Genomic DNA, 25577 nt, shown 5'->3' with positions numbered 1-25577 from the left:
ATTTCGAAAACTACTGGTCAGCTTCGAAAAGACCGAAGAGAGCTACGTGGCTCTGCTGTCACTGGCCGCAGCCATGATTTGCTGGAGGCAGACCACAGCTATTCACGGATAAGTTCTAAAATGGGTGTGCAGTTATCCACCATCTAAGAATTCAAATTCATAAATTCAAGTTTCCTCATCAAAAAAAAACGCGAAAATTCAAACCGTTCCGAGAGTGATCGTAACGTTTCGGGGGATTTGCATTACTTCTCGGGGGGCTATCAAAACCTGTCGGGGGCGTAACGTAACTTTCCGGGGGATGCTACTCAGGAATTCTGCGGAACACCGGTACGACCCATCTGCTCTCTATCTGGAAACATGCGTTAGGGCTGGTGCTGAGCGCCGCGTTCATCGTCGGCCGACGATCATAACTTCTTGGGGGATGGGAATCGTATCGTAACTTCTCGGGGGAGTGATACTGGGGATATGTGCGGATTGCACAGAATCGCCATAAAGAGCATATCGCGAGGGTTTGCTCTGCAATTGTTAGTGAGTGCCGTTCTCACGACAAGCTTGTGATCGTAACATTTTGGGGGAAGAGCTGCGCATCGTAACTTTTCGGGGGAAGTTATCGCTCTTTTGCAGGCCTATACGTTGACCATTGCTCCTGTAGCGGAATGACACACCGTTGCGATCCATGCAGTGTTCGTTACATCCATTTCTAACGTAACTTCTTGGGGGACCGGGTGCGTTATCGTAACTTTTCGGGGGCCATATAACGTAACCTCGTCGTTGACACAAGGTTACGATACAGGTATCCCATACCCTTGTGAGATACAGAAACATTGATCAAAAGCCAAACGGCGATGAGTTTGCTAAAGCTCGTGAGCTCATAGAAATTCGCGGCACTGGCGGACTGTCGTTACAGGATCGCCGCGTGATGAATGTTCTTTACGCGAATGCCGGCGCGAAGCTCTGCGACGACATCACTCACGTCATCGGCATCTCCGATCTACGTGGCGCGCATAAGGGTGGTGAGCGAGTGAAGGATTCCATCCTTCGCCTGATGAAGACGGTCGTTGAGGTGCCGACAAAAGATAGCAAGGGCGCACCGGCCACCAAAATGGTACAGATCCTTTCAGACACGACCGTCAGCGATGATGACAATAATCCGGCTGGGCAGGTCGTTTATAGCTTTTCACGGGGAATGCGCGAGATCATCAAGGACTCAACTTTGTGGGGCCGCGTGCGGAGCGCTATAGTATTTGCTTTCACTTCCAAGTACGCGCTGGCTCTTTACGAATTGATTACGGCTCGCGTTAATCTGACCCATGTTTGGCAGGAAGAATTCACTGTCGAGGATTTCCGCGCACTCCTTGGAGTGCCCGATGGAAAGTTGGAACGTATACCGAATTTGCTGCAAAGAGTTATTCACCCTGCCGCTCTGGAAGTAAACGGGCTAGCTGATTTCGGTGTATCAATTGAAGCAGTCCGCAAAGGTGGACAATTACGTGGACTCGTGACCGGGTTCCGAGTGGCATGGTGGCGTAAGGATGTACCCGACTTGCAAGCGGCGTATAACGAACTGAAACAAGTCAAGATCGGCCGTATGGCCCGCTTACGCGGAAAGGCTGAAACTCCAGTGGGCACTGAATCGAAAAGTCTCCCCTCCCCTTCACTGCAGGACCGGATAGACGGCACAGTAAAAGCCATGCGCGCTTCCGGTGCTCCAGAAGCCGACATTCAGGAATTCATCAAGGGACAAGTAGCTTAGCCTACTCACTACGTGGCTTCTGCTTGCGGAATTTCATTCTTGCGAGAAACGGCTGAGCCTATTTCTTGCGCGCGAGTTCGCGTTTGAGCGCTTCAATAGCGTTCTCCAAAGTCTCTCCTAAGACCCAGTCTTGCTGCGCCGTGACGTCATAGATACTGTCTATCGTCTTTTGCGAGGCCTTCGCACCAAACTGTACGTTCCGGCCGGTGCGATAGACGCGTGGGAGACGTTTGTGTTGTTTTTCAGGCTTAGGGGCGACCGGTTGGCGGCTTGAGAATTGGGCTGCTTTCGATACCTCCTTTACCTTCTCAACCGGTGGCGCCTCGGTATCTATCGAAGTCTTGGGGGAGAAAGCACCAACGTCGAGCGCTGAGTCCGCATCTTCTCCGAATACGCTGGCGCGAATGTTCGGCATCATGCAACCTCTTCTTGCTTCTTAGCAGTCGCGCTCTTCTTGAGAGTCTCGATAACCTCACCTGCGAATGCGCGGGCATTCTGCCTGGCTGCGGGTAAGTTGGCGACCTGCGATGAATCAAGGCTGGCGAGCGTCCCGCCAAAGGCAAATACAGCACGATACGCCTCGCGTTCGTGAATTTGGGTGCCAAACATAGGAACGCCATTTTGAGCGAATTCCGTTTCGATGCTTTGCAGCGTCCTCGGGCGAATTGCAGCGCTGGTGCGCGTGAATAGGATGGCAAATGGGATTTTCTTCTGAAAGGCCTTCTCTTGGCCCCGAACGAGTTTGATAGCCTTCACCGCTTCAGTCGCATCCAGATGAGACCCTTGCGCTGGGATAATGACAAGATCTGCTCGGCTCATCGCATAACCAGACATCATCGACGCCGTTCCTTCCAGATCGACAATGACGAATTGAGTTTGAATGGCTGATTTCTCGATGGTATCGATGATCGATTCCTCGGTGGTGGTGTCGATCACAATCAACTTGTCTGGTTTTGCCCGGACGCGCGGCCCACTGAGTGAGTGGACGGTTTGGATCGGCGTCAATCATGGTTACGGAACCACCGTGGCTTGCCAGTTCTGTCGCCAACAGCACAGCTGCTGTAGATTTGCCGACGCCGCCTTTAGGATTTGCGAACACAATAGTTGGCATACAGAGTCCTCACCGCTATTACATATGGCGGGCACTCTAGCCGAAGGCTATTCCATACTCAAGTGAAATCAGATGGCATACGGATATCTATCGGATATCCAATGGACACCAGTGGGCTATCCGATATTTGATGGCAAACATATTTCTATCTGTATTCCTATTGGCATCGGATTGCCTTCCGTTGTCTATTAGAAATCCAATGGCAAACGTACTGCCCCCCGTTTCCTGATTGGAATTGGATTGCCTTCGGATATTTTCAAACGCGCGGAAGAAACGAACGAAGGTGTAATCCACTACGGTTTGGTTTTCTGCTTCGCCTTCTGCGTGGCCCAGCGGCGCTTTACAGCTTCCGCGATGCGGGCGCGGCCCTCTGGAGAGAGATTTCGTTTTTTGCCAGACTTGGTAGGGGAGGGGGCAGCGGCACTCTTTTTGGGCCTGCCTCGACGGGCTGCTGGCGCAGCGGTTAGGAGGCCAGAGGCAGCGAGAAGAGCGCGCGCTTTCTGTCGGTTGGCAATTTCTTCATCAATTTGAGCCAGAATGTCCTGCAATGCCATAGAGGCCAGTATAAGTCTCGATGTCCGGGCCCATCGCCCGTCAAAAAACCTTAACTTGAATTGGCTCCGCCTTCCCCTATGGTCTTCGTCTCTCGGCCGCCGTAGATCCCGTGCCGACACAACGGAGAAACCCATGACGAAACACGTACGCAAGGCTACAGAAATCGACTCACGGGAAATGACAGTCCATTTTTCAGTAGAGGTCAGAGAGTCATTCAGAAATCTGGCGGACGCGGTAAAGTCCAGTCCGCATTTTGACTCTGGAACCCGCAAAACCTTGCAGGAATGGGCTGCCGGTAAGACTCCAAGCGTGGGGGCACTCGCAGTAGCTCTCCCTGGTATTGCTGAGGAAGCAGTGGCACACGTCAACGCCACCGGCGATCAATGCGCTGACGAAGTTTGGGACAAGTTGAAGGAACAACTGCAGGGAAGGGATGTAAAGCCCTTTACCTTGACACGCAGGATAGTCAGAGGAGCGACGGACGAAGGGCAGGGGGCTGAAGGGAGCCGAAGCCTTTGAGTCGATAGTGACAGGTTCACGACGGAGCTGCACATGGCTGCAACCTACACTGTTTTGTCACTATAGCCGGGTCAAGCTGAGTGAAATGGAATGATGAGGAATGAAATTGGCGGGCTCGCAATCCGCTTGGCGGGAAGAGGATTTGCTTTAGATTGTGCGAGTTGCAAGCCCTAGATTTTACTGGCGGAGAGAGGGGGATTCGAACCCCCGATAGAGCTTTTAGGCCCTATAACGGTTTAGCAAACCGCCGCCTTCAGCCACTCGGCCATCTCTCCGGCTGTTCAGCTGATTATAACCGATACTGGAGTCAACTGTCGGAATCGACCAATTCCGACATATTTTCCGATCATGCAACACAGGCCAGGCGGAGGCGAATTTTACTCATGGTTTCACTATCGCGGTGCTAAAGTGAGTTCCTACCCGGCAAGCAACGAACAAAAACAATACAGTCAGAAATGGATATGAGGACTTGCCATGTTCTCCCGGCATGAGTGCCATCGATGCAGCGCCACGGGGCGGTCCCCTTGCCTCCGTTGCATTTCAAACGGACAGATCAAGTGCGTACGGTGTAACGGAAACGGAGAAGCCTCTGGGAGCCTATGCGTGCATTGCAATGGCGCTGGCCGGATTCAATGCCTTGACTGCCGGGGGCGCGGAGATCATTTCTGCCAACTGTGCCGAGGCCGGGGATATCGGGAAGTGTTTTAGAACGCAGGAAATCTTTCTCGCAGGCCACTTTCCTGCTTTGTATGCGTAGAAGTTCTTGTTAGATTCACATTCATGCGTTTCACCTCTTCGCCGACTCGCCGGAAAATGCATCTGCTTCCGCTTGTCGCGGCCACCTTCTTCATGGTGTCGGGAGGGCCATACGCCATTGAGGACATTCTGGGCGGTGCAGGCTTTGCGCGTGCCATTCTGATTCTGCTGCTGCTGCCCATTATCTGGAGCCTGCCTACAGCGCTGATGATCGGAGAACTCGCAAGCGCGATTCCCGCAGACGGCGGCTTTTACATCTGGGTGCGGCGTGCGCTGGGGCCGTTCTGGGGCTACCAGGAAGGATGGCTTTCGCTTTCTGCCAGCGTCTTCGACATGGCTATCTATCCAGCCTTTGCCGTGGAATACCTGGGGAAGTTTGATCCAGCACTGACAGCGGGCCGGCGCGGCTGGATGTGGTCATTAGCCATCGTGGCGTTGTGCTGCATCTGGAATTTGTGGGGCGCGCCGGCTGTTGGCGATGGCTCAGTATGGATGTCCGTGCTACTGCTCTCGCCTTTTGTGGTGTTTGTTACGCTCGGTTTCTGGCACGGCTTTACGCTGCACCCGGCGGTGCAGTGGAGCGGACCGGCGTCAAGCACGGCACTTTCGACAGCGGTGCTGGTAGCCATGTGGAATTACATGGGATGGGACAATGCTTCCACCGTGGCGCAGGAGGTTCACAATCCACAGCAGGTGTATCCGCGAGCGATGATTGTCTCGACGGCGCTGGTGACGGTGACGTACATTCTGCCGCTTGCTGCGATGGCGCTGGCCGGGCTGGGCGTAACAAACTTCGAGACCGGCGACTGGATTTCGGCGGCAACGCAGATTGGCGGGGCTGGAATCGGACATTGGCTGGGCTGGGCCGTGGCTGCGGGCGGTGTGATCACGGGCGTGGGCATGTTCAATGCGCTGGTCATGAGCTATTCGCGGCTGCCGATGGCGATGGCGGAGGACAGAATGCTGCCGCGCTTTGTGGCCAGACGCAACAGCCGTGGCGTGCCGTGGGTGAGCGTGATTTTGTGCGGCCTGGCGTGGGCGCTGGCGTTGAAGCTGCCATTTGAAAAGCTCATCACCATCGACATTGTTCTGTATGGAACAAGTTTGATGCTGGAGTTTGTGGCGCTGGTAGTGCTGCGTCTTCGCGAGCCTGCCCTGGCGCGACCGTTCAAGACCGGCAACCTGGCCTGTGCATGCCTGCTAGGCCTGGGGCCTGCGGCGCTGATGATCTATGCGCTCTATGCCTCACGCACAGACGAGGTAAAGCTAGGCGGCGAATCGATCTCCGCGCTACTTTTCTCGCTGATAGTGGCGCTCCTGGGACCGCTGCTCTACCGCTTTGCTACTCCACGCGCTGGACGGAACAGAGAGATTCCTGCGCCAGCGACGGAATAACCTTTGTACAAAACGGAACGCCGTCCTGCGGAACGATACTTAGCCCGCGGGACGGCGTGTAATGTTTGGATCAGAACCTTACTTGTCGGCCTTGAGCAGCTTGTCGGCTGAAACTTCGGCGGCCACCCCTTTGCGTGCGGCATTCTCTTCAAAGCGACGCGCGCATTCGATGACCTTGTCCCGCGCATGAGCAGCATCATGCCATGCTTTGATCTCGACGCGTTTGAGCTCCAGATCCTTGTAGATCGAAAAGAAGTGCGTGATCTCCTTGAGCATGTGCGGATAGATATCTGTGTAATTCCACACATTCGAGTAGCGCGGATTGTTTTTGCCCACCGCCAGCACTTTTTCATCGGGAACGCCCTGGTCCAGCATTTCCAGCACGCCGATGGGGCGAACCTCCTGGACACAACCGGGGAAACTGGGGCCGGGCACCAGCACGAGCACATCCAGCGGATCGCCATCCTCGCTCAGCGTGGAGGGGATGAAGCCGTAATCGCCGGGGTAATGGACGGGCGAATGCAGATTGCGGTCGAGCTTGAAGACGTGGAGTTCTTTGTCGTACTCGAACTTCTGCGTCCCTTCCTTGGGAATCTCAATAACCGCGCGAAACACCTCCGGGAAGCGGTCACCGATCGGCAACTCGAGGTAATTCACCATGATCTTCTTTCTCCTATTCTCTCTTTGGGCCCAGTCCGCAAGGGCAGACATATTGAAATGTTGAAAATGGCAGTTCTGTATCTTTTTAGATTAGATGCATATCCATGACCAATAGAAAAATTCCGTGATAAACAGCTGGCTGCTTTTTGCGGACCGCCTGTAAGTGCAGCTTAACTACTATAATCAGGGATGATGAAGGCGCATGTCTACGTTACATTGAAAACTTCGGTCCTGGACCCACAGGGCCAGACCATCCAGAATGCCCTCCGCAAGATCGGCTACGACAAGGTAGAGGCGGTTCGCCAGGGCAAATACTTTGTGGTGGATCTGGATGGCGCCCTTACCGACGACCAAGCCCGCGAGCAGGTGGAAAAGATTGCCCGCGACGTGCTGACGAACCCCGTTATTGAAGAGTTTACATACCGCATAGAGGAGTAGCAGGGCGCTCCCGCCGTCGCCTCGACGCGTTCATTTCGCACTAAAAGCCGTCCCATACAATCAAGCCATGTGCGGAATTGTCGGCTATGTCGGCTCTCGAAAAGTTGTTCCTGTCATTGTGGAAGGCTTGCGCCGCCTGGAATATCGCGGCTATGATTCAGCGGGCATTGCCGTGGGCAGCCCTGAGAGAGCACTGCTGGAGGTCTGCCGGGCTGCGGGCAAACTGCAGAACCTTGAGGCTGTTCTCAAAGACCACCCTCTTGATGGGACCTATGGCATTGGCCACACGCGCTGGGCTACGCATGGACGGCCTACGGAAGAGAATGCGCATCCGCACCGGGACTGCACTGGGCGCATTGTCGTTGTGCATAACGGCATCGTTGAGAACTATCTGCAACTGAAGCGCGAGCTTATCGGGCTTGGGCATAAATTTGTTACCGAGACCGACACTGAAATCATTGCGCACCTGATTGAGCAGATCCTGAAGGATGCTGAAAATGCGGGCGCTCCGCTGAAGCTGGAAGATGCTGTGCAGCGAGCGGTGAAGCTACTCACTGGCGCCTTTGCGCTGGGCGTTCTTTCTGCCTCCGAACCGGACAAGATTGTTGCTGCGCGGTCGGGGCCTCCTGTGGTGATCGGGGTGGGTGAGGGCGAGTCATTTATCGCGTCCGACGTACCGGGGATTTTGCACTACACACGCAATATGGTCTTTCTGGCCGATGGCGACATGGCCGTTCTTACGCCGCAGGGTGTGAGCTTTACTGACTTTGACGGCAATCCTGTTCAGCGAGAGCTGACGCGCATTCACTGGGATCCAATTCAGGCGGAAAAGGGCGGCTTTAAACACTTCATGCTCAAGGAAATCTGGGAGCAGCCGCGCGCAATTCGCGATACAACGCTGGGGCGCATCTCGCTTGATTCCGGCAAGGTATTTCTTGGAGAGATGGATCTGCCGGATGAGGAGCTGGCACGCGCTGCGAGCATCAACATTGCAGCCTGCGGTACGAGCTGGCATGCGGCGCTGGCCGGTAAATACATGATTGAGAGGCTGGCGCGGCTGCCTGTGGATGTGGACTATGCGAGCGAGTACCGCTACCGCAATCCTATTCCCGACCCCGCTGCGCTGGGCCTGCTGATAACGCAATCCGGTGAGACCGCGGACACGCTTGCGGCGCAGCGCGAGATGAAGGCGCTTGGATCGAAGACGATTGCCATCTGCAACGTGGTGGGCGCGATGGTGGCGCGTGAGGCGCATGGAGTTGTTTACACGCATGCGGGGCCGGAGATTGGTGTGGCGTCTACAAAGGCGTTTAGTTCGCAGCTTACCGCGTTGTTTCTGCTGGCGCTGAAGCTTGGACAGCTGCGCAATCATCTTGACAAGGCGCAATCGGTTGCGCTGATGGAGGAGCTGATCAAAGTTCCTGCGAAGATCGAGGAGATTTTGCGCTCGGCGTCAGACCAATGCGAGAAGCTTGCGGTGAACTTTTCGAATGCGCGTGACTTTCTCTATCTTGGGCGAGGCGTTCACTTCCCTATCGCACTGGAAGGCGCGCTGAAGCTCAAGGAAATCTCTTACATTCACGCTGAAGGCTACCCGGCGGGCGAGATGAAGCATGGACCAAATGCATTGATCGACGAGACGCTGCCGGTTGTGGTGCTGGCCACGCGCGATGAGGCCGATCCGGCATCGAAGCTGCGCTATGAAAAGACGCTCTCAAACATTCAGGAGGTCACGGCGCGCTCGGGCCGCGTGATTGCAATTGCCACGGAGGGCGATTCGACGATTGGCTCACTTGTGGAGCAGGCGATTTTTATTCCGCCGGCTCCGGAGCTGCTTGCGCCGATTCTTGAAGTGGTTCCGCTACAGTTGCTGGCGTACTACATTGCTGTGCGACGAGGGGCGGATGTGGATCAGCCGCGGAATCTTGCGAAGTCGGTTACCGTTGAATAGGCGCTACAGTCTTTCGAGATTGGCGAATTTTTCCATTAGCTTCTTCATGCCGTGGCGCGCGAACATCACGGTTAGCTTGGCATCTTCGCCTTCGCCCTCGCGCATGAGCACCGTGCCCTCGCCGTATTTGGTGTGACGCACGCGTTGGCCTTTCTTCAGGCCGGCTGCGCCGGTGGGCTCGGGCAGATCCATTGCGGGTCGCGTGAAGCCACCTGGTTTCGATGCACCGCCCTTGCCGCCGAAGAACCGCGCGATGTTGTCGAGAGATCCTGTATCTGGCGGTGCTCCTGGGCTTTTGCTTTTAGGACTGGCATTGCTGTTGTTGCCGTAGCTGTAGGTAAGCTTCGGCCTTTCTTGATTTTCATTCTCGTAATCGAAGTGCTGATCGCCGAATTCATTTTCGTTACCGCGGCGTCCTGCGCCGAATGCGGATCGATAGCCTGGCGATGCCTGCCCGCGTGGGCTGAGGTTCTCCATCAGCATCGGTGGGATCTCTTCGAGGAACCGCGAAGGAATGCTCTGCTCCGGCGCGTCGTTGCCGTAGCGGCGGCGATAGTGGGCGCGTGTCAACACGAGTGTGTTCATGGCTCGCGTCATGCCCACGTAGCAGAGCCGGCGCTCTTCTTCGAGTTCTTCCGGATTGTTGAGCGTGCGCGAGTGCGGAAACAGGCCTTCCTCCATGCCGGCAAGAAAGACCAGCGGGAACTCCAGGCCCTTGGCTGCATGCAGCGTCATGAGTGTCACGCGCGCTTCTGGGTCGAACTGATCCGCGTCTGAGGCCAGCGCGGCGTGGTCGAGGAATTCCGCCAATGTTTCTCCGCGAACTTCGGCGTCATGCGCTGCGTTTGCGAGTTCCTTCAGGTTTTCAATCCGGCTGATGGCCTCTGGCGAGCCTTCTGCTTCAAGGGCTTTGATGTATCCGGAGCGATCGATTACGAAGCGGATCAGCTCGGGTAACGTTGCGGCATCGCCTGGGGTTCTAAATGGCTCCCGTTCTTTTGTGCCTTGGTTTGCTTCCGCGGCGGTCTCAGTCTGCTTTGGGATTTTTAGAAATGCCTTCTTCGGCTCGGTTTTCTTCTCTGACGATGCAAATGGAGAGAAGCTGGAAAAATCGAGCAGCGGCATTTGCGCAGAGTCGGCATCGTTGTTGTCGCCGAAGCTGAATTCCGTGCTTTCATCGCTCGATGCTTCTGCTCCAAACGAAAAATCCGTGTCACCTTCGTCGACTGCTGCTGCGCCTACGTCGTCGGCGAGCTTGCCTGCGAAATCCGGGTCCATCATGGCCTGCGCGTCTACCATCATTTGCTGAAAGCTCTCAAGGGCCATGAGTGCGCGTGTGGGAATCAGCTTGTTTTTGATTGCCGAGGACATTGCTTCCCATGTGGACGTGTTTGTTTCAAGTGCCAGCCGCTCCAACGTGGCCAGCGTGGTTGCGCCGATGCCGCGCGCAGGGACGTTGATCACCCGTTGCAACGCCATGGAGTCATGCGGATTCGCCACCAGGCGCAGGTAGCCCATCAGGTCCTTGATTTCCGCGCGATCGTAAAAGCTGAAGCCGCCGACCATGGTGTAGCGGACGCCGTAACGACGTAACGCTTCTTCGACCAGACGCGACTGCGAGTTGGTGCGGTAAAGCACGGCGCACTTGCCTTGTTCGCCCTCGGCGCTGGTTTCGCGCAAGAACTTCTGGATGCGGTCGGCTATGAAGAGTGCTTCATTTTCGCCGTCGGGGGCTTCGTAGTAGCCGATCTGCGATCCGCCCTGGCGGTCTGTCCAGAGCTTCTTGCCCTTGCGGCGCAGGTTGTTGGCGACGACTGCGCCTGCTGCTTCGAGGATCGTTTGGGTGGAGCGGTAGTTCTGTTCGAGGCGGACGATCTTGGCGTTGGGAAAATCTTTTTCGAACTCCAAAATGTTGCGGATGTCTGCGCCGCGCCAGGAGTAGATGCTTTGGTCTTCGTCGCCTACGGCGCAGACGTTCTTTGCTTCTCCGGCGAGGAGCTTCATCAGCTCATACTGCGGGCGGTTTGTGTCCTGGTACTCATCGACCAACAGATAGCGATAGCGGCGCTGGTAGCGCTCGCGTGTTGGTTCAGAGACTTTGAGCAGGCGGGCAGCTTCGAGCAGGAGGTCATCGAAGTCCAGCGCGTTGTTCTTTTTGAGCTCGTCTTTGTACTGGCGGTAGATGTGGGCGATGCGCTCGGAGTTTGCGTCCTTGGATTCGAGGTAAAACTCCTGCGGATCGACCATGTGGTTCTTGGCCCAGGAGATTTTGCCGAGTACGTTGCGCGGTGTGAGCTGCTTGGTATCGAGGCCCATGCGGCGCATGACTTGCTTGACGATGTTCTGCTGGTCGTTTTCGTCGTAGATGGCGAAGGTGCGTGTGAGGCCCTGGCCGTTTACCTGCAGGGCTTCGATGTCGCGGCGGAGAATGCGGACGCAGAGCGAGTGGAAGGTGGAGATGAGCGGTTTGGCCAGACTCGCGTGGCCCATCAACCGCTCCACGCGCTCTCCCATCTCGGAGGCGGCCTTGTTGGTGAAGGTCACGGCGAGGATTGAATCCGGAGCGACGCCTTTCTCTTCAATCAGCCAGGCGATGCGGCTGGTGATGACGCGGGTTTTACCCGAGCCTGCGCCGGCCAGAATGAGGAGCGGACCTTCGGCGGTTTCGACAGCTTCGCGCTGCTGGGGGTTCAGTTTGGCAACAAGAGAGGGCAAAGCTGCGGTCCGGTGGGAAGAGTCCTTAACCAGTTTACCTGTTGCGGGGAATTCGGATTTTCGGCGAGTTATCCTGTGCAAGGCTGTTTCTGAAGTGATGTTTTTTGTTTGGGTTGCGGAAGGTTCCACACTCCTTATAAAAATCTTTATGCGATCTTCATTGCAGGACTGTGCAGATCTGTGCGGCACAGTTCCTATGCCGCACAGGGGGACTGAAGGGACTATGGGGACTAAGGGACTGCAGGAGATTTGAGTCATTGCTCCTCCTTTCGGCTGGTGTGCCGTGAAAATAAAACGGCCCGAATCCGGGATGGATTCGGGCCGTCACTTTTCCCTGCTGATTATTAGTAAAGCACAAATGGGGTTAATTCTATGCAAACTATCTGAAGGGTAAGGACGGTACGAAAGGGCATTGGACCAAAGTAACCAGGCGGTGTGCGGATATTCTGAGGGGAAATGACAAATTACGCTCAGTCCCCTGTTACATCTCATGCGTTACGCCGCATTGCCGTTTACTGTGCCTCTGCGATGGGCAACAATCCCGCGTACCTGGCTGAGGCTGAGGCGCTTGGCAAGGCCATTGCCGCGGCGGGGCTGGGGCTGGTGTATGGCGGGGCGAATTGCGGGCTGATGGGTGCGGTGGCCGATGCTGCGCTGACCGGCGGGGCCGAGGTGATCGGCGTGCTGCCGGAGGTGCTTTCGGGCCGTGAGATTGCGCATGTGGGGCTGACGCGACTGGAGCCGGTTTCGTCCATGCACGAGCGCAAGGCGCGCATGGTGGAGCTGGCCGATGTTTTTCTGATTTTGCCCGGAGGGTACGGGACGCTCGATGAGCTGATGGAAGTGCTTACCTGGGCGCAGCTCGGGATTCATGCGAAGCCGTGCATCCTGATCAATACGCTGAACTATTGGGATGGGCTGTTGAGCTTTCTTGACCTGGCTGTGCGCGAAGGATTTCTGAAGGCGCAGAACCGGGGGCTGATGCGGGTGGCGGAGAATGCGGAAGAAGCGGTGGGCATGGTGGTTGAGGCAGGACAAGGTAATAAGGTCTATTAGACAAAGCCAAGGCTATAAAAAGGTCGTACGTCTCCCACCGTTCGTGCAAAGAGCAAGTCAGGCTAGCCGGAAGTTTACTTCGTATATATTCGTTTCTCGCGACTTATTCGCTTTCGACAATAACAGGAACTCTCACATTGTTCCTCTCGGTGAAGAATCAGATCTTTGTATTTATTGACTTTACAACTGCATCGGCTCCTATGGCACAGTGGCTTGCCGCACAGTACAACGGCACCAAAACTGTGAGCATCGTAATGAATGACGGAAACTCGCCGAGGTCGAAATTGTGATGAAGGGTATTACTCGTGTCGTTTGTCTCATTGCTGGATTGGTGGGAGTTTTCGGAGGGGGTTCGCAGGGGTGGGCAGATGACGCGGTTAAGTTCGACCTGCCGGGTCCCAAGGTGGATGTGCAGGTGGAACGGGGAGGCATGAAACTGCCTATTGCCCAGGTGCCGAACCTTTTGGCAGGAGACAAGCTTCGCATCAAGGCGGATCTGCCTTCGACGCAGTCCAATCACCTTTTGGTGATCGTAGCTTTTTTACGTGGGACGACGAATGAACCACCCGAGGACTGGTTCCACGAGATCGAGACATGGGACAAGAAGACCGCCGAAGGTACGGTGATCACCGTGCCACAGGGTGCAGAGCAGGCGCTGATGTTCATTGCACCGGAGACCGGTGGTGATTTCAAGACGTTGCGAGGAGCCGTACGCGGGCGACCGGGGCTATTTATCCGTGCGGATGCCGGGCTGAACGAGGCGTCGTTCGAGCAGCAGCGGATACAACACTATCTTGCGGCGATGAAGAAGGTTGATTCGAAAGATCCCAAGGTCATTGCCGACCGTTCGGCGAAGCTGGCGACAACGCTGGATTTGAAGCCAAATCCGGATTGTTTCAAGCAGCCGGTGGAGCAGCAGGTAACATGCCTAACGCAGGGCAGCGTCCCGGTGCTGTTGAATGACGGGCATGAGATGACGGTGTCGGAAGCGCTCTCGTCTGGGACCGCACAGGACCTAGCCAGCAACGCGTCGTATACGCCGCAGGCAGGCTACGGACTCTACTCCGCGTATGTGGGCGTCATTGTGGATGTGGTTCATATCGTCAACCTGATGAAGACGGCGCAGTTTCAGTACATTCCGGCTCTTTCGTTGCCGGAGGGTTCCACTCTGAATCTCAAGCTGAATACGCCGCCCTCCTTCCTGAATCCGAAGACGGTTATGGTAATTGCGCTGCCGGCTGTGCAGGCCGCCAAGCTGCCGCCGCTTAAGCCGAGCAATGCCGATGAAGTGTCGTGCCTGAAGAACCCGAAGATGGTCATGGCGATCGAAGGGGCTCCGCTGGTGTTCTCGACGTCGCTGGCGCATGACATGGTGCTGCACCTCAACCGGACTGGCGCTCCTGTGGACCTGCCGCTGACTGCGGATGCGGACCAGGGCGGACTGGTGGTGGCTACGGATAAAGAACGGAAACCGCTGGACGATTGGGCGGCCAAGGCGAACGATGCGGTGAAGCTGCAGGGCAAGATGGGTTCATCGACAGACTTGACGATCACGGGGACGGTGGAGGGTTTCTGGGGGTTTGACCACTTCGAGGGGCCGACGGTCAATCTGCAGCAGGTGGATGGCAAAGACTGGAAGATTGTTGGTGACACGAAGCTGATGGCGGGTCAGGACAGCAAGCTGACGCTTAGCGGAAATGGAACGGCTTGCGTGGAGCATATTGCACTCAGCCCGGCACAGGGCGCGAAAGACGCCAAGGATGTCAATGTAAAGTACGAGCCGGCGAAGGGTGATGGAGAGAAGTTGCAGAAAGACACCCTCGCGCTCAATGTGTCGCTGAAGAGCGTAGAGCCGGGCGGATATTCGCTAGGCATCAAGCAGTTCGGTAATGAAAATCAAGAGCACATTCCCCTCACGGCGTACAACGCGAATATCAAGCTGGATGCATTCACGATCCACGCAGGAGACCAGACCGCAGTGCTCACGGGCAAGGGACTGGCCAGCGTTGTTTCGTTGGACTTGGGTGGGCAGACCTTTACTCCCGCTGCCGGAAGCGATGACGCGACGGTACACCTGGAGGCGAAGGCTGCTGTCACTCCGAAAGATGGCGATGAGGCGAAGGTAAAGCTAAAGGATGGGCGCGTGTTGCCGGTTAAAGTTACGGCCGCAGCGGCCAGGCCAGGCTTGACGCTGGTGTCTATGAACGCGTCCGCGGCGCAAGAGAATGGAACGTTTCAGGTTGTACTGAGCGGCAAGGATGAGATCCCGCTGCACGGAAAGCTGACCTTCGTGGTTACGACGAAAGATGTGTTTCCGCCTACGCAAAAGATAGAGGTCGCTACGACCAACCAACGCGGCAGGACAGTGCTGTCACTTGCGGACAATAGCCTGGTGCTGCAGGATGATCACACGGCGGTGGTGACGCTGGATCCATTGAAGGCGTTTGGACAATCGGCGTTCGGCCCGCTCGCTATGCGGCCGATAGCGGAAGACGGAAGCATGGGTGATTGGACGCGGCTGGGTATCCTGGTCAGGACGCCCGAGATTAGCGAGGTCAAGTGCACGACCGCCGATGCGGCGACCTGCGCGGTGAGCGGAAAAAATCTCTTTCTAGTGCAGTCGTTCGGCTCGGGAAAAGATTTCGCCAAGTCAGTCGATGTTCCGAGCGGGTTCTCGCAGGACGAGTTTGCCGTGCCAACCCCAACAGATGGAGCGACGCTTTATCTGAAGCTGCGCGACGATCCGGGAGCAGCGGCTACCGTAAAGCTGCCCACGCCGATACATTCGGCATCTGCCTCGGCGCCAGTCTCAGCGCAGCCGTAATACTGATCTTGTAACCCTGATCTCGCACTTGAGCCCCAGCGGTGTGACTGCACAGGCGAAAGTAACGTCATTCTGAGCGAAGCTTTCATCCGATCAGTCGGGTAGCGGTCCTAGAACATCGATCTTGTACTTGGCGCAGAGCATTGTCAGCTTTTCAAAGTCCGGCGTGGTGGGTGTGGGAAGAATGCGCTGCTCGGCAGGCTGGGCCATCTCTGTCATCATTCCTACAAATCCGGTGCCTGGCATTGCCAAAATAAGCATGGTGGAGGGAGTGGCGCTGGTGCACCGGATTCCGTGCGGACGATTGCGTGGCAGGAATATGTATCCGGACGGACCGAGAACTGTCTTCTTTCCTTCACAAATGAAAGTAAACTCGCCGTCGAGCACAAAGAATGCCTCGTCCTCGACATGGTGGAGGTGGTAAGGCGTGGCATGGCCCGGAGGCGCTGTATGGTGAACCAGCGAAAATGCGCCGCCTGTGGATTCACTTGTTGCCAGGACGATGTTGAGACTATTGAGGAACCAGTAGGCTGGGGCATCGGCTGTGGATGTTGTTAGCGGCAGAAGTTCAGAAAGCATTGTCGGCTCCTTATGGCTTGGGGTTGCTAAGGCTCGAAGATCTGAATAACCCTGTATCAGCTCTTCGAGAAACCTTTCCCCATTCTCTTGAGCATCAGCTTCTCGATCAGCTTGATAAACCCCCATATAGCTACAAAATCTACAATGCCAATTGGCCAAAGAAGTGGAGCTGGAAGGCTCCTATTACTCCAAGGAACGAAGACGATCAGAGCGACATGGACAATTATTAGGATCGCAATACTCATCCAAAACCAGACATGCCTTCTCAGGTACCAGAACGCCGTAACTGAAAAAATCATGAACCCCAGTGCTATCCCAGCTGCTCGTCCTCTTCCCGGATCAATGTAGTGACTCAGAATTGCCATAGCCGGGAGTGTAAGCAAGAACGATATCACTGCCCATATCTTCACAGTATCCGCCGAAACATCCTCCAAAGGATCCTGCGAAACATCATTAGTGTTCTCGTCTTCCATCAGTTATGCTCCATGCATTCTTGATAATCAGCCATCATTTCGTCATTGTCATGTTTTGCAGCTGCACCATCCAAGAGCAGTCCAGCTCCGGGCAACAATTTAGTCAATCCTGATCCTGCACTACCCGCGGCTAGCTCTGTCGTTGCTCTAAGATAGGAAGAAGGTGGCTTGGGAAGCGAGGCCAATTTTAGCAGTTCGATTCTGCAAAGAATGCTTTGGCTGCGATTTTTTCCCCTGCGCGCTGCTATCGGTGGCGTGAAAGTAGGCTTTCCGTCACGGCGGGATGGTGCTAGAAACATTCCGACTCGGCAGAGACTGAATGATGTGGTGAATACGGGGAGCCCGGGGTTTATTCCGCGGGTTTCATGAGCTTGAAAAAAAGTAACACCAGGAGGCACTATGCGTGAAGAACAGATACGCGAGGCACTGAATGCGCATTGGGGTGCTTCGGCGGCGGGTGATGCGGATGCGGAACACGATATTTACGCGGACGATGCGGTTTGCGATTATCCGCAGTCAGGCGAGCGGATTTTTGGGCGGAAGAATTTGCAGGCGCTGCGGAGTCATCACCCGGGCAAGCCTTCAGGGTTTGAGGTGAAGCGGATTGTGGGCGCGGGTGATTTGTGGGTTACCGAATACACGATCCACTATCAGGAGCGGCGGGCGTTTACGGTGAGCATTATGGAGTTTCGCGAGGGCAAGGTTGTGCATGAGACGCAGTATTTTGCCGATCCGTTTGAAGCGCCGGAGTGGCGGAGGCAGTGGGTTCAGCAGATTGGGTGATGACGCATTGAATTGGGTTCTCCTGGTTTCGCAACGCTTATATAATTTTCGCGCTGGCATTAAGTAGGGTTGGAATGTCTCGTCTTGCTGCAGGAATCCCAATTCGCGCGCTGCTGATGGTAACGCTTTGCGGTTTCACAACGATGGCGCAGCCTCAGAGTGTGAGCCCTGCGACTGCGCCTCAGAGCTTCGAAACGGCATCTCTGAGACTGGTGGCTTCTGGCGAAGGAGGGCTCACTTCCGTGTCGCCGTGGGGATCGCATCAGTTCAGGGCCACGAACATCTCCCTGGGAAATCTGCTTTCTATGGCCTACGGGGTTGATCCTCGATACATCAAAGGGATTCCCGCACAGCTTGAAGATGCTGAATACACAATTGCAGCGACTGCATCCGGGGACCAGGGCTTGACCTACGAGCAAATTCACGCGCCACTGCAAAAGCTTTTGGCTGAGCGCCTTCATTTGGCAGCTCATACGACGATGACCCAAGCCTCCGGGTATCAGTTGACTGTCGCAAAGAAGGGACCAAGGCTGACCCCAGCGAAAGCAGAAGAGCAGCCGTATGTGTACCTTTTCGCGAACGAGATCAAAGCACAATCGGTCACTCTTGGATCATTCGCCGATATGTTGACCAGGATTGTGGAGCAGCCGGTGAAGGATGCAACAGGGATTGGCGGAAAGTATGACTTTGACCTTCACTTCGCACGTCTGGACCAGCAGGATTCTGATCAGCCATCCCCTTTTACTGCTCTTGAAGAGCAGTACGGTCTGAAGCTCGTCTCCTCTAAGGTTGATGTGCTCTCTCTTGTCGTTGACCACGTGGACCTGACACCTGCTGAGAACTAACAGCTTCTCGACTTACTTCACGGCCAACGTGAAGGCGGCGTCATTCTCTTCGCTGGATAAATTTCTCCACGGCTCAGCCTGCTACTGCTTCAAGCTGATTGTCTGCGGCTGGATGGATGATGGATGCGGGGACGGGTGGGCAGCCTCGGGCGTATTGGCGGGGGGAGCAGCCCATGGTGCGTTTGAAGGCGGTGCTGAAGGCGCTTTCGGATTCGTAGCCGAGGGTGAGCGCGATTTCCGAGATGGAGTTGCGCGTGTTTGCGAGCTTGTCCGCGGCGACGAGCATGCGCCAGTGGGCGAGGTATTCCATGGGGGATTTGCCGACGGTCTCTTTGAATCTCCGCGCGAAGCTGGAGCGCGACATGCCTGCTTCTTCGGCCAGCTCGTGGAGCGTCCAACGATGGGCGGGTTTGGAGTGCATGGCCTGAATGGCTGTGCCGATCTGGGGATCGGCGAGGGCGAAGAGCCAGCCTACTCTATTTTCCGGGCTGGATTGGGAGTCGTTTTGGAGACCGCCAGCCAGGTGGAGGCGCAGGGCCTGCACGAGCATCATGTGGGCAAGATGCTGGACGACGAGGAAGCTGCCGGGGCGCGGATCGCTTAGCTCCTGGCGCATGCGGTTGAGCGACCAGCGCATGGCGGATTTATCCGATTCCTTGCGGATGTGCGCGACGGTGGGCAAGAGATCGAGCAGGATGCGGGCGTGACTGCCGGTGAAGGCGAAGTGGCCGCCGACGATGCAGCATTCTCCGCCGCCGTTGATGATGACGAGACGGCCATCGGTGAGCCTGGGTTTGCATGCGAGGAGGGTGCGGAAGTCCGTGGGCGGCGTGGAAAGATCTGTGGCGAGCAGAAAAGGGCGGCCATGCGGGAGCAAAAAGCAGTCGCCGGCGGTGAGGCGCACGGGCTCGGAGATGCCTTCGACGGCGAGCCAGCCCTGGCCGGATTCGACGGCGTAGCACTTGATGCCGTCATGGCGGCCGAACTGGATGGAGATGCTTCCGCCGACGTCAAAGCCGCCGGCAACGTAGGTGTGGGGCTTGAGGAGCGAGAGGACGTCGGAGAGCGGGTCTGGCACATCCGTGAGCGGATTCATCTATAGGACTCCTGCGAGGAGGCGGTTCGGGGCGGACAGTTCTAGCAGATTGGACGATTGCGAAGGTATTACGGATTCCGAAGTATAGATCGTATGGCTTTTGAGGATTAGTTTGCTGATAGTGAGGCTGTGGCGGGGCTGGAAAAGCATACCTCAGGGGCTAAAGCCCCGTTGCTTTTGCGGCCGTTGTTGCCGGGGTTAAAACTCCGGCCTATCAGCCATGCCGGGGTTAAAAGCCCGACCTGCCAGCCAGCCCGCAAAAGGAGATGTGATCATGCGTGTTTTTGTGACGGGCGCGGCGGGATTTATTGGGTCGGAAGTGGTTCCGGAACTGATTGGCGCGGGGCATAGTGTGCTTGGCCTTGCACGCAATGACGCCAATGCGAAGAGGCTGGCCGAGTTGGGCGCGGAGATTCATCGCGGCGATTTGACGGATCTGACGAGCTTGCGTACGGGTGCGGAAAAGGCCGATGCGGTGATCCACCTGGCGTTTATTCATGACTTCTCAAAGTTTGAGGAAAATTGCGCGATTGACAAGGCAGCGATCGAGGCCATTGGCGCGGTTCTGGCGGGGACACAGAAGCCGCTGCTGACGACGGGAGGGCTGGCGCTGATGGCCGATGGACGCTCTGCCACGGAAGACGATCAGCCTTCGCCTCGACTGCCCCGAGCGTCAGAGGCGGCGACAGATGCGCTGGCGGAACGCGGTATTCGGGCCTCCACGGTGCGGCTGCCGCAGGTTCACGATCCGGTGAAGCAGGGGCTGATCACATACGTGGTTCAGATAGCCCGCGAGAAAGGTGTTTCACCGTATATCGGCGAGGGGAAGAATCGCTGGCCGGCGGCGCATGTTACGGATGTTGCCCGCCTCTACAAGCTTGCGCTGGAAAAAGGGGAAACGGGCAAGAAGTATCATGCCGTGGCGGAAGAGGGAGTGACCATGCGGGAGGTTGCCGAGGTGGTTGGCGCTGGGCTGAAGGTGCCGGTGGTGAGCATTTCACCAGAGGAGGCACAGGGGCATTTTGGCTGGCTGGCGATGTTTGCGGGGCTGGATATGCCGGCGACAAGCGCGTTGACGCGGAAGAGGCTGGGATGGAATCCTACTGGTCCGGGGATGATTGCGGATCTGAAGGCTATGAAGTACTGAGGCGGAGACGTTGAAGCCCCATGTCCGCGCACGCGGACATGGGGTGACCGCGGGTTACATCATGGGGTTTGTTCTACAGGCTGAAGATCGCCGCTGATGCGGGGATCGGGCTCGTTCCACAGGATGATGCTCTTGGGCATGATGAATGCGGCAATCCCCAGAGTTATGAAGGTCATGGAGACATCTATGGGACGAAGCGGAATCGCTTTGCACGCATACGACCCGGCGAGACAAAAACACAAGAGCGTGATCCATCTCAGGACATTTCTGGAAGCCTGATCGCGCACGACAATTTCCCGTTCATCCAGACGCTCCGGGGTCTTGCTTTTGTCGGCAGGAAAGAGATATGAGCCAACGCGGTATTTGAGCAGCACCTCGTGCTGCTGCTCTTCTGAAAGTTCGGCAAGCGGCGCGCCATACTGGTATTTTGCCCAGCCATTGAGATCGCGGATCAGGACGAACTGTTTTCCGCCCAGGCTGCGGAGGCGCCATACGGGAAGATCGAAGCGTTTGAGTACACTACCTTCTCGAAAGACACTGCCCAGCGTGAATAAATTCGCGAACAACAATGCGCAATAGAGGCCGATTGCCGAGTGGCTCCGGAAGAACGCTGGAGTGTCCAGAGCGAAGGTGAGCACACTCATTCCGACAAAGAAGAGAATCCACGTGACGAGCACGACAATGCGGCGGCGCGTGCGGGAATGCAGGTCAATGCCAAGGTAACGAACTTTGGCCGGGTCAGGATTCAACATGAAAGTTCCTCGATTTTTGTTTGTCACGCTTGCTTGCGCGGCATCTCATACAGTTGTTCGCTCAAAGGGCGAAACGGCTCCGGTGAGAACACTGCTTCGATAGGCAGGTTGAAAAATCGCGCGATTTTGAAGGCCAGCTCCAGCGATGGCACGTAGTCGCTACGCTCGATGAAACCGACGGTTTGCTGGTTGACACCGAGCTCGCGGGCAAGTATCTGTCGGCTCATCGATCTCTCGGCACGCAAAACAGCAATACGGTTATACATCATAGTATTTCTATACTAAATTGATTTATTGCTACTACGCAACAAACAAAATTAAGCGAGCAACTGCCTATAGTCTTTTGCAATGCAGTCTAGTTTGGGGCGCCGGTGAGCCTGGTGGCGGCTAGTTCGCATTCTCCGCAGCGGCAGTGGCGGCGGAGGTATTCCCATGAATAGATGCCGGCGGAGTGGCCGTCCTGCCAGTTGAGCTGGATGGCGTAGCGGCCGACTGCTTGCGCGCTGGCGGGCCTGGCGGGTGGCGTGTACATGGGTAGCAGGTCGCCCTTTGCGGCTTTGGGCTGGCCGGCGATGCGGCCTTCTTTGGAGCGCTCGTCGATGCAGGTGGCGCAGGGGCAGGCGTTGCGGAGCCATTTGAAGTCCCATGCGCTCTTGTGGCCGTCCTGCCAATCGATTTCCAGGCCCTTGCCTTCTGTAATGAGCACGCGCACCTTTGCGGGCGTCATGGCGGTGCGGGTGAGCGGCTTTTGTGCCGCTTCGATGCGCGATTGATCTTCCGCGCTGACGAAGCGGATTCCTTCGTGACTCATGTATCTATTTTAAGAGATCAGGGATCAGGGGTCAGGGGTCGGTTGGCGGCGCGGCGGTCATAACCATGTTTGAGGATGCACGCCGATCTGAATTTATCGGTTCTTATAGAAGAACCATGCGGCCATGCCAAAGCCGATGACGATGACGGATACGCGGAGTACCTTGCGCGGAACGAAGCGGGCGAGGCTGGCTGAGGAGTAGCCGCCGATGGCGGCGGCGACCATGGCGAGAAGGCAGTAGCGCCACTCGACCTGTTTGCCGACGACGAAGATGATGAAGGCGACGCCGTTGGCCATGGTGGTGGAGACGACTTTGAGGGCGTTGATCTCATTCATGTCTTCCATGCCGAAGACCGAGAGCAGCGTGATGATGAGGAAGCCTGCGCCTGCGCCGAAGTAGCCGATGTAAAAGCAGACGATGACTGTGAGTAAAAAGAGAGGAAGGCGCGGCGGATCGGGTTTGGCTGCGCGGACTCTTCCCTTTCTGCGTTCGAGCCAGCGTGTGACGGGGCCGCTGGCGGCGAAGATGCCGGCGGAGATGAGCAAGAGCCAGGGGACGAGATGCAGGAAGGTCTGCTGCGGCGTGTTGAGCAGGACGATGGCGCCGATGATGCCGCCGACGAAGCCTGCGAGGCCCATGAGAATGGCCAGGCGGAGATGCTTGCGAATGTCCTGCCGGTAAGCGGCGATGGAGGTGAGCTGGCCGGGCCAGAGCGCGACGGTGTTGGTGGCGTTGGCCTGTATGGGAGGCATGCCGGTGCCGAGTAACGCGGGAAAGAGCAGGAAAGAACCTCCGCCGGCGACTGCATTGAGCGCTCCGCCGAGAAATGCGGCGACTGCGAGCCAGATGAGGTTCCAACTGAAGAAGGTAGAAACCGGTGAGAAAGCAAAGACTGCGAGGTGGTTCATCCCACTTCAATTTTAGATGGCGGAGTGCGGCGGGCCGCTGCCGCTTATTGGCGCAGATTGTTTGCAATTCAGGTTTTCGCGCGCGCGGGTGGAGCGGTATGCTTGCTGTCATGCTTCGGTTACTGCGCTGTTTCTTTCCTGTTGCGGGATTGCTTTGCCTCGGCCTGGTTGTCCACGCTGCTCCTGCCGCGTCTCCCACGTCGAATGTGACGTCGAGTCCGGTGTTGAGCATTGAGAGCCTGGGCAAAGGCACTGCGCCGATTGATGGCAAGTGGCAGTTTCATATTGGCGACAACATGGCGTGGGCGCAGCCCGATGCGACGGATGCGACGGGCGTGGATGGATGGGAGCAACTGACTGCCGATGATTTCTGGGGCGCGCAGGGGCATCCGTCGTATGCGGGCGTGGCGTGGTACCGGAAACATTTGCACCTGGCGCCTGCGGATGGCACGGATGGCGATTTCGCGCTGATGATACCGGATGCGCAGGATGCTTACGAGGTGTACTGGAACGGGCAACTGGTGGGGCGGATGGGGAAGTTGCCGCCGAAACCGTCCTATCTTTATACCCCGCCGCCGCATACATTCGGCCTGGGAGCGGCTCGGGATGGCGTGCTGGCAGTGCGGGTGTGGAAGGCTCCGCTCACTTCATTCGATCCGGCTGAGGTGGGCGGACTCAGCGCGCCGCCGCTGGTGGGCGACGCGAAAGCGATTGCGGCAGCCAAGGCGCAAAGCGATTACCAGTGGCTGCGCAGCAGGCAATTCACTTTCGGCGTGACCTCTCTCTATGGATTGGTGGCACTGCTGGGGATACTGGCGTGGCTGCGCAACCGGCAGCAGTACGCGCTGCTGGGGGTGAGCGCTTACTCTTTCGCGCGGGTGGCAATCGTGGTGTTGGCGCAGCTTCGCCTGCCGATTTCAGCCATGACGGCCCTGGGCTGGCTGCAAATTGCTATCTGCATGCAGGACCTGGGGCTGTGGTACCTGCTGCTTTACCTCTTTGGTCTGAACCGGTCGCCGCGTATAGTGCGATGGACGCGCATTCTGGCAGTGGCGGACGCAGTGAGCTTTGGACTGGACGGAATTTTGTCCCTGTGCGACTGGAGCAGTCCGTTCTTTGCGCCCTGGGTACAGGCGGCAGACGGGATTCTTACGGTGATTCCGACGGTGGTGGAGATTTATCCGCTGGTGCTGATCGCGATTGCGTTGCGGCGGCGGCTGGATGCGACGCGGTGGTTTCTGGCGATTGCGGCAACTCTCGACGCGCTGGTTGCGGGGTTGAAAAATACCTTCGACCAGGGGAGCCGGTTTACGCACTGGACGTTTGGTGACAGGCTCTCCGAACCGTTGTTCTCGCTCAACGGCAACAGCTTTACGCTGCCGACACTGACGCATACGCTGCTGCTGGTGGCGATTATGTATGCGGTCTACCAGGTGGTTCGCGAGACGACAGAAAAACAGAGCGCTCTTGAACGCGAGTTCCAGAGCGCGCGCGAGCTGCAGCAAGTGTTGATTCCGGAGACGCTGCCGATGCTGCGCGGCTATGGCGTTACCAGTGCGTATCGTCCGGCGCAGGAGGTGGGCGGCGACTTCTTCCAGATGATTCCGCTGGAAGGCCACTTTGCGGGTTCCATGCTGGTGATGATTGGCGATGTGAGCGGCAAGGGATTGAAGGCCGCGATGACGGTATCGCTGATTGTGGGTGCGGCGCGCGCGCTGGCTAAGAACAGTTACAAACCGGGCGAGATTCTGACCGCGCTGAATGCGCAACTGCATGGGCGGATGAATGGCGGATTTGCGACTTGCGTGATCATGCGGCTTTCCGCGAGCGGGCGATGCACTGTGGCGAGCGCGGGACACATGGCTCCGATGCTTAATGGCAGTGAGATTGCGATGGATGGATCACTGCCGCTGGGGATTTTGCCAGAAGGGCTGTATGAGGAAGCAGCAGTTGATCTGCGTGAAGGCGATCATCTGGCGCTTTATACGGACGGGCTGCTGGAGGCGCGTACGCACAATGGAGAGTTGTTTGGCTTTGAGCGGCTGAGGGAGATGTTTGCCGTGAAGACGGATGCGGCGCAGGCGACGGAGATGGCCGTGGAGTTTGGCCAGGAAGATGACATTACGGTGCTGACGGTGCGGAGATTGGCTGCGACCGAGGAATCGACTACGAAGATTCATACGCGGGTGATGCCTGTGATGGGCGCGCGCTGAGAATTTTCAGGCTAAAGCCCAATTTCATTTTTTGGGCTGTTTCGGCACGACTGAAGTCGTGCCCTGTTACAAAGCCTATTCGCGGTGAGTTGGCGGGAGTGCTGCCCCATCCATGCGCAAAAAACGCGCATGGATGGGGCACATGCGCCCTGTTACAAAGCCATTCAAAGCGCATCCCTATGAAGCGCCTCGTTCATTACTCCCGCTGAGATATGATGGCTTGTATTTTTGGCTGT

At 56.6% G+C, this 25577-nt stretch carries 22 protein-coding genes, 1 tRNA gene and 1 pseudogene; 11 read left to right on the top strand and 13 right to left on the bottom strand.

The features are described from left to right. Window positions 1-808: 808 nt before the first annotated feature. On the top strand, window positions 809-1753 hold the full coding sequence (locus ABSG47_RS10215) for a replication initiation protein (protein WP_424169474.1): 945 nt from the start codon (window positions 809-811) through the stop codon (window positions 1751-1753). Between the two features lie 58 nt (window positions 1754-1811). Here the strand turns inward: ABSG47_RS10215 and ABSG47_RS10210 are convergent, their stop codons facing one another. The 3 genes and pseudogenes from ABSG47_RS10210 to ABSG47_RS10200 form a co-directional block, all read right to left on the bottom strand. Beyond that, the gene (locus ABSG47_RS10210; protein WP_424169472.1) at window positions 1812-2171 is read right to left on the bottom strand and encodes a hypothetical protein; all 360 of its coding nucleotides are present in this window, start codon (window positions 2169-2171) and stop codon (window positions 1812-1814) included. Further along, window positions 2168-2689, bottom strand: coding sequence for a P-loop NTPase family protein (locus ABSG47_RS10205; protein ID WP_424169470.1), 522 nt, complete (start codon window positions 2687-2689; stop codon window positions 2168-2170). The genes ABSG47_RS10210 and ABSG47_RS10205 overlap by 4 nt, the downstream gene beginning before the upstream one ends. Before the next feature lie 40 nt (window positions 2690-2729). After that, a pseudogene (locus tag ABSG47_RS10200) lies at window positions 2730-2864 on the bottom strand (ParA family protein); the annotation flags it as partial. 687 nt (window positions 2865-3551) lie between these two features. On the opposite strand from ABSG47_RS10200, the gene ABSG47_RS10195 reads away from it, so the two are divergent. Continuing rightward, window positions 3552-3938, top strand: a complete 387-nt coding sequence (locus ABSG47_RS10195; protein ID WP_424169469.1) for a hypothetical protein — start codon at window positions 3552-3554, stop codon at window positions 3936-3938. 181 nt (window positions 3939-4119) lie between these two features. Here the strand turns inward: ABSG47_RS10195 and ABSG47_RS10190 are convergent. Beyond that, window positions 4120-4213 (bottom strand) — tRNA-Ser (locus ABSG47_RS10190). A 538-nt stretch (window positions 4214-4751) separates the two neighbouring features. Here ABSG47_RS10190 and ABSG47_RS10185 point away from each other — a divergent pair. Continuing rightward, on the top strand, window positions 4752-6089 hold the full coding sequence (locus ABSG47_RS10185) for an APC family permease (protein WP_424169467.1): 1338 nt from the start codon (window positions 4752-4754) through the stop codon (window positions 6087-6089). A gap of 78 nt (window positions 6090-6167) precedes the next feature. Here ABSG47_RS10185 and ABSG47_RS10180 read toward each other — a convergent pair whose 3' ends face one another. Continuing rightward, the gene (locus ABSG47_RS10180; RefSeq protein WP_424169465.1) at window positions 6168-6749 is read right to left on the bottom strand and encodes an inorganic diphosphatase; all 582 of its coding nucleotides are present in this window, start codon (window positions 6747-6749) and stop codon (window positions 6168-6170) included. 189 nt (window positions 6750-6938) lie between these two features. Here ABSG47_RS10180 and purS point away from each other — a divergent pair, with 189 nt between their 5' ends. Both purS and glmS read left to right on the top strand, forming a co-directional pair. Next, entirely contained in the window at window positions 6939-7187 is a 249-nt protein-coding gene (gene purS, locus ABSG47_RS10175; protein WP_424169463.1) for a phosphoribosylformylglycinamidine synthase subunit PurS, read from the top strand. A gap of 67 nt (window positions 7188-7254) precedes the next feature. Further along, on the top strand, window positions 7255-9138 hold the full coding sequence (gene glmS / locus ABSG47_RS10170) for a glutamine--fructose-6-phosphate transaminase (isomerizing) (RefSeq protein ID WP_424169461.1): 1884 nt from the start codon (window positions 7255-7257) through the stop codon (window positions 9136-9138). A 3-nt stretch (window positions 9139-9141) separates the two neighbouring features. Here the strand turns inward: glmS and ABSG47_RS10165 are convergent, their stop codons facing one another. Further along, the gene (locus tag ABSG47_RS10165; protein ID WP_424169459.1) at window positions 9142-11853 is read right to left on the bottom strand and encodes an ATP-dependent helicase; all 2712 of its coding nucleotides are present in this window, start codon (window positions 11851-11853) and stop codon (window positions 9142-9144) included. A 456-nt stretch (window positions 11854-12309) separates the two neighbouring features. On the opposite strand from ABSG47_RS10165, the gene ABSG47_RS10160 reads away from it, so the two are divergent. Both ABSG47_RS10160 and ABSG47_RS10155 read left to right on the top strand, forming a co-directional pair. Next, on the top strand, window positions 12310-12909 hold the full coding sequence (locus tag ABSG47_RS10160) for an LOG family protein (RefSeq protein ID WP_424169457.1): 600 nt from the start codon (window positions 12310-12312) through the stop codon (window positions 12907-12909). Between the two features lie 289 nt (window positions 12910-13198). Beyond that, window positions 13199-15733, top strand: a complete 2535-nt coding sequence (locus ABSG47_RS10155; RefSeq protein ID WP_424169455.1) for a hypothetical protein — start codon at window positions 13199-13201, stop codon at window positions 15731-15733. A 93-nt stretch (window positions 15734-15826) separates the two neighbouring features. On the opposite strand, the gene ABSG47_RS10150 is transcribed toward ABSG47_RS10155, so the two are convergent. Together ABSG47_RS10150 and ABSG47_RS10145 are read right to left on the bottom strand one after the other, a co-directional pair. Then, the gene (locus ABSG47_RS10150; protein ID WP_424169453.1) at window positions 15827-16312 is read right to left on the bottom strand and encodes a cupin domain-containing protein; all 486 of its coding nucleotides are present in this window, start codon (window positions 16310-16312) and stop codon (window positions 15827-15829) included. Between the two features lie 56 nt (window positions 16313-16368). Then, complete coding sequence (locus ABSG47_RS10145; RefSeq protein ID WP_424169451.1) at window positions 16369-16785, bottom strand: hypothetical protein; 417 nt, start codon at window positions 16783-16785, stop codon at window positions 16369-16371. A gap of 399 nt (window positions 16786-17184) precedes the next feature. On the opposite strand from ABSG47_RS10145, the gene ABSG47_RS10140 reads away from it, so the two are divergent. Further along, window positions 17185-17568, top strand: a complete 384-nt coding sequence (locus ABSG47_RS10140; RefSeq protein WP_424169449.1) for a nuclear transport factor 2 family protein — start codon at window positions 17185-17187, stop codon at window positions 17566-17568. 74 nt (window positions 17569-17642) lie between these two features. Beyond that, window positions 17643-18413, top strand: a complete 771-nt coding sequence (locus ABSG47_RS10135) for a TIGR03435 family protein (RefSeq protein WP_424169447.1) — start codon at window positions 17643-17645, stop codon at window positions 18411-18413. A gap of 73 nt (window positions 18414-18486) precedes the next feature. Here ABSG47_RS10135 and ABSG47_RS10130 read toward each other — a convergent pair whose 3' ends face one another. Further along, window positions 18487-19509 carry an AraC family transcriptional regulator gene (locus ABSG47_RS10130; RefSeq protein WP_424169445.1) on the bottom strand — a complete coding sequence of 341 codons (1023 nt, stop codon included), beginning with the start codon at window positions 19507-19509 and terminating at the stop codon, window positions 18487-18489. Window positions 19510-19783: 274 nt separating this feature from the next. Between ABSG47_RS10130 and ABSG47_RS10125 the strand changes: the two genes are divergently transcribed. Beyond that, complete coding sequence (locus ABSG47_RS10125; RefSeq protein ID WP_424169443.1) at window positions 19784-20656, top strand: SDR family oxidoreductase; 873 nt, start codon at window positions 19784-19786, stop codon at window positions 20654-20656. Window positions 20657-20715: 59 nt separating this feature from the next. Here the strand turns inward: ABSG47_RS10125 and ABSG47_RS10120 are convergent, their stop codons facing one another. The 4 genes from ABSG47_RS10120 to ABSG47_RS10105 all read right to left on the bottom strand — a co-directional run bounded on the left by ABSG47_RS10120 (window position 20716) and on the right by ABSG47_RS10105 (window position 23128). Next, complete coding sequence (locus ABSG47_RS10120; protein WP_424169441.1) at window positions 20716-21408, bottom strand: hypothetical protein; 693 nt, start codon at window positions 21406-21408, stop codon at window positions 20716-20718. Window positions 21409-21431: 23 nt separating this feature from the next. After that, the gene (locus tag ABSG47_RS10115) at window positions 21432-21674 is read right to left on the bottom strand and encodes a helix-turn-helix transcriptional regulator (RefSeq protein WP_424169476.1); all 243 of its coding nucleotides are present in this window, start codon (window positions 21672-21674) and stop codon (window positions 21432-21434) included. 89 nt (window positions 21675-21763) lie between these two features. Further along, window positions 21764-22219 carry a gamma-butyrobetaine hydroxylase-like domain-containing protein gene (locus tag ABSG47_RS10110; protein ID WP_424169439.1) on the bottom strand — a complete coding sequence of 152 codons (456 nt, stop codon included), beginning with the start codon at window positions 22217-22219 and terminating at the stop codon, window positions 21764-21766. A gap of 93 nt (window positions 22220-22312) precedes the next feature. Next, window positions 22313-23128 carry a sulfite exporter TauE/SafE family protein gene (locus ABSG47_RS10105; RefSeq protein WP_424169437.1) on the bottom strand — a complete coding sequence of 272 codons (816 nt, stop codon included), beginning with the start codon at window positions 23126-23128 and terminating at the stop codon, window positions 22313-22315. A gap of 98 nt (window positions 23129-23226) precedes the next feature. Here ABSG47_RS10105 and ABSG47_RS10100 point away from each other — a divergent pair, with 98 nt between their 5' ends. Continuing rightward, entirely contained in the window at window positions 23227-25341 is a 2115-nt protein-coding gene (locus ABSG47_RS10100; protein ID WP_424169435.1) for a PP2C family protein-serine/threonine phosphatase, read from the top strand. Window positions 25342-25577 lie beyond the last annotated feature (236 nt).

The organism is Occallatibacter sp., from assembly GCF_049510455.1.
Lineage (GTDB): Bacteria > Acidobacteriota > Terriglobia > Terriglobales > Acidobacteriaceae > Telmatobacter.
This window is presented reverse-complemented; position numbering and strand designations above follow the sequence as displayed.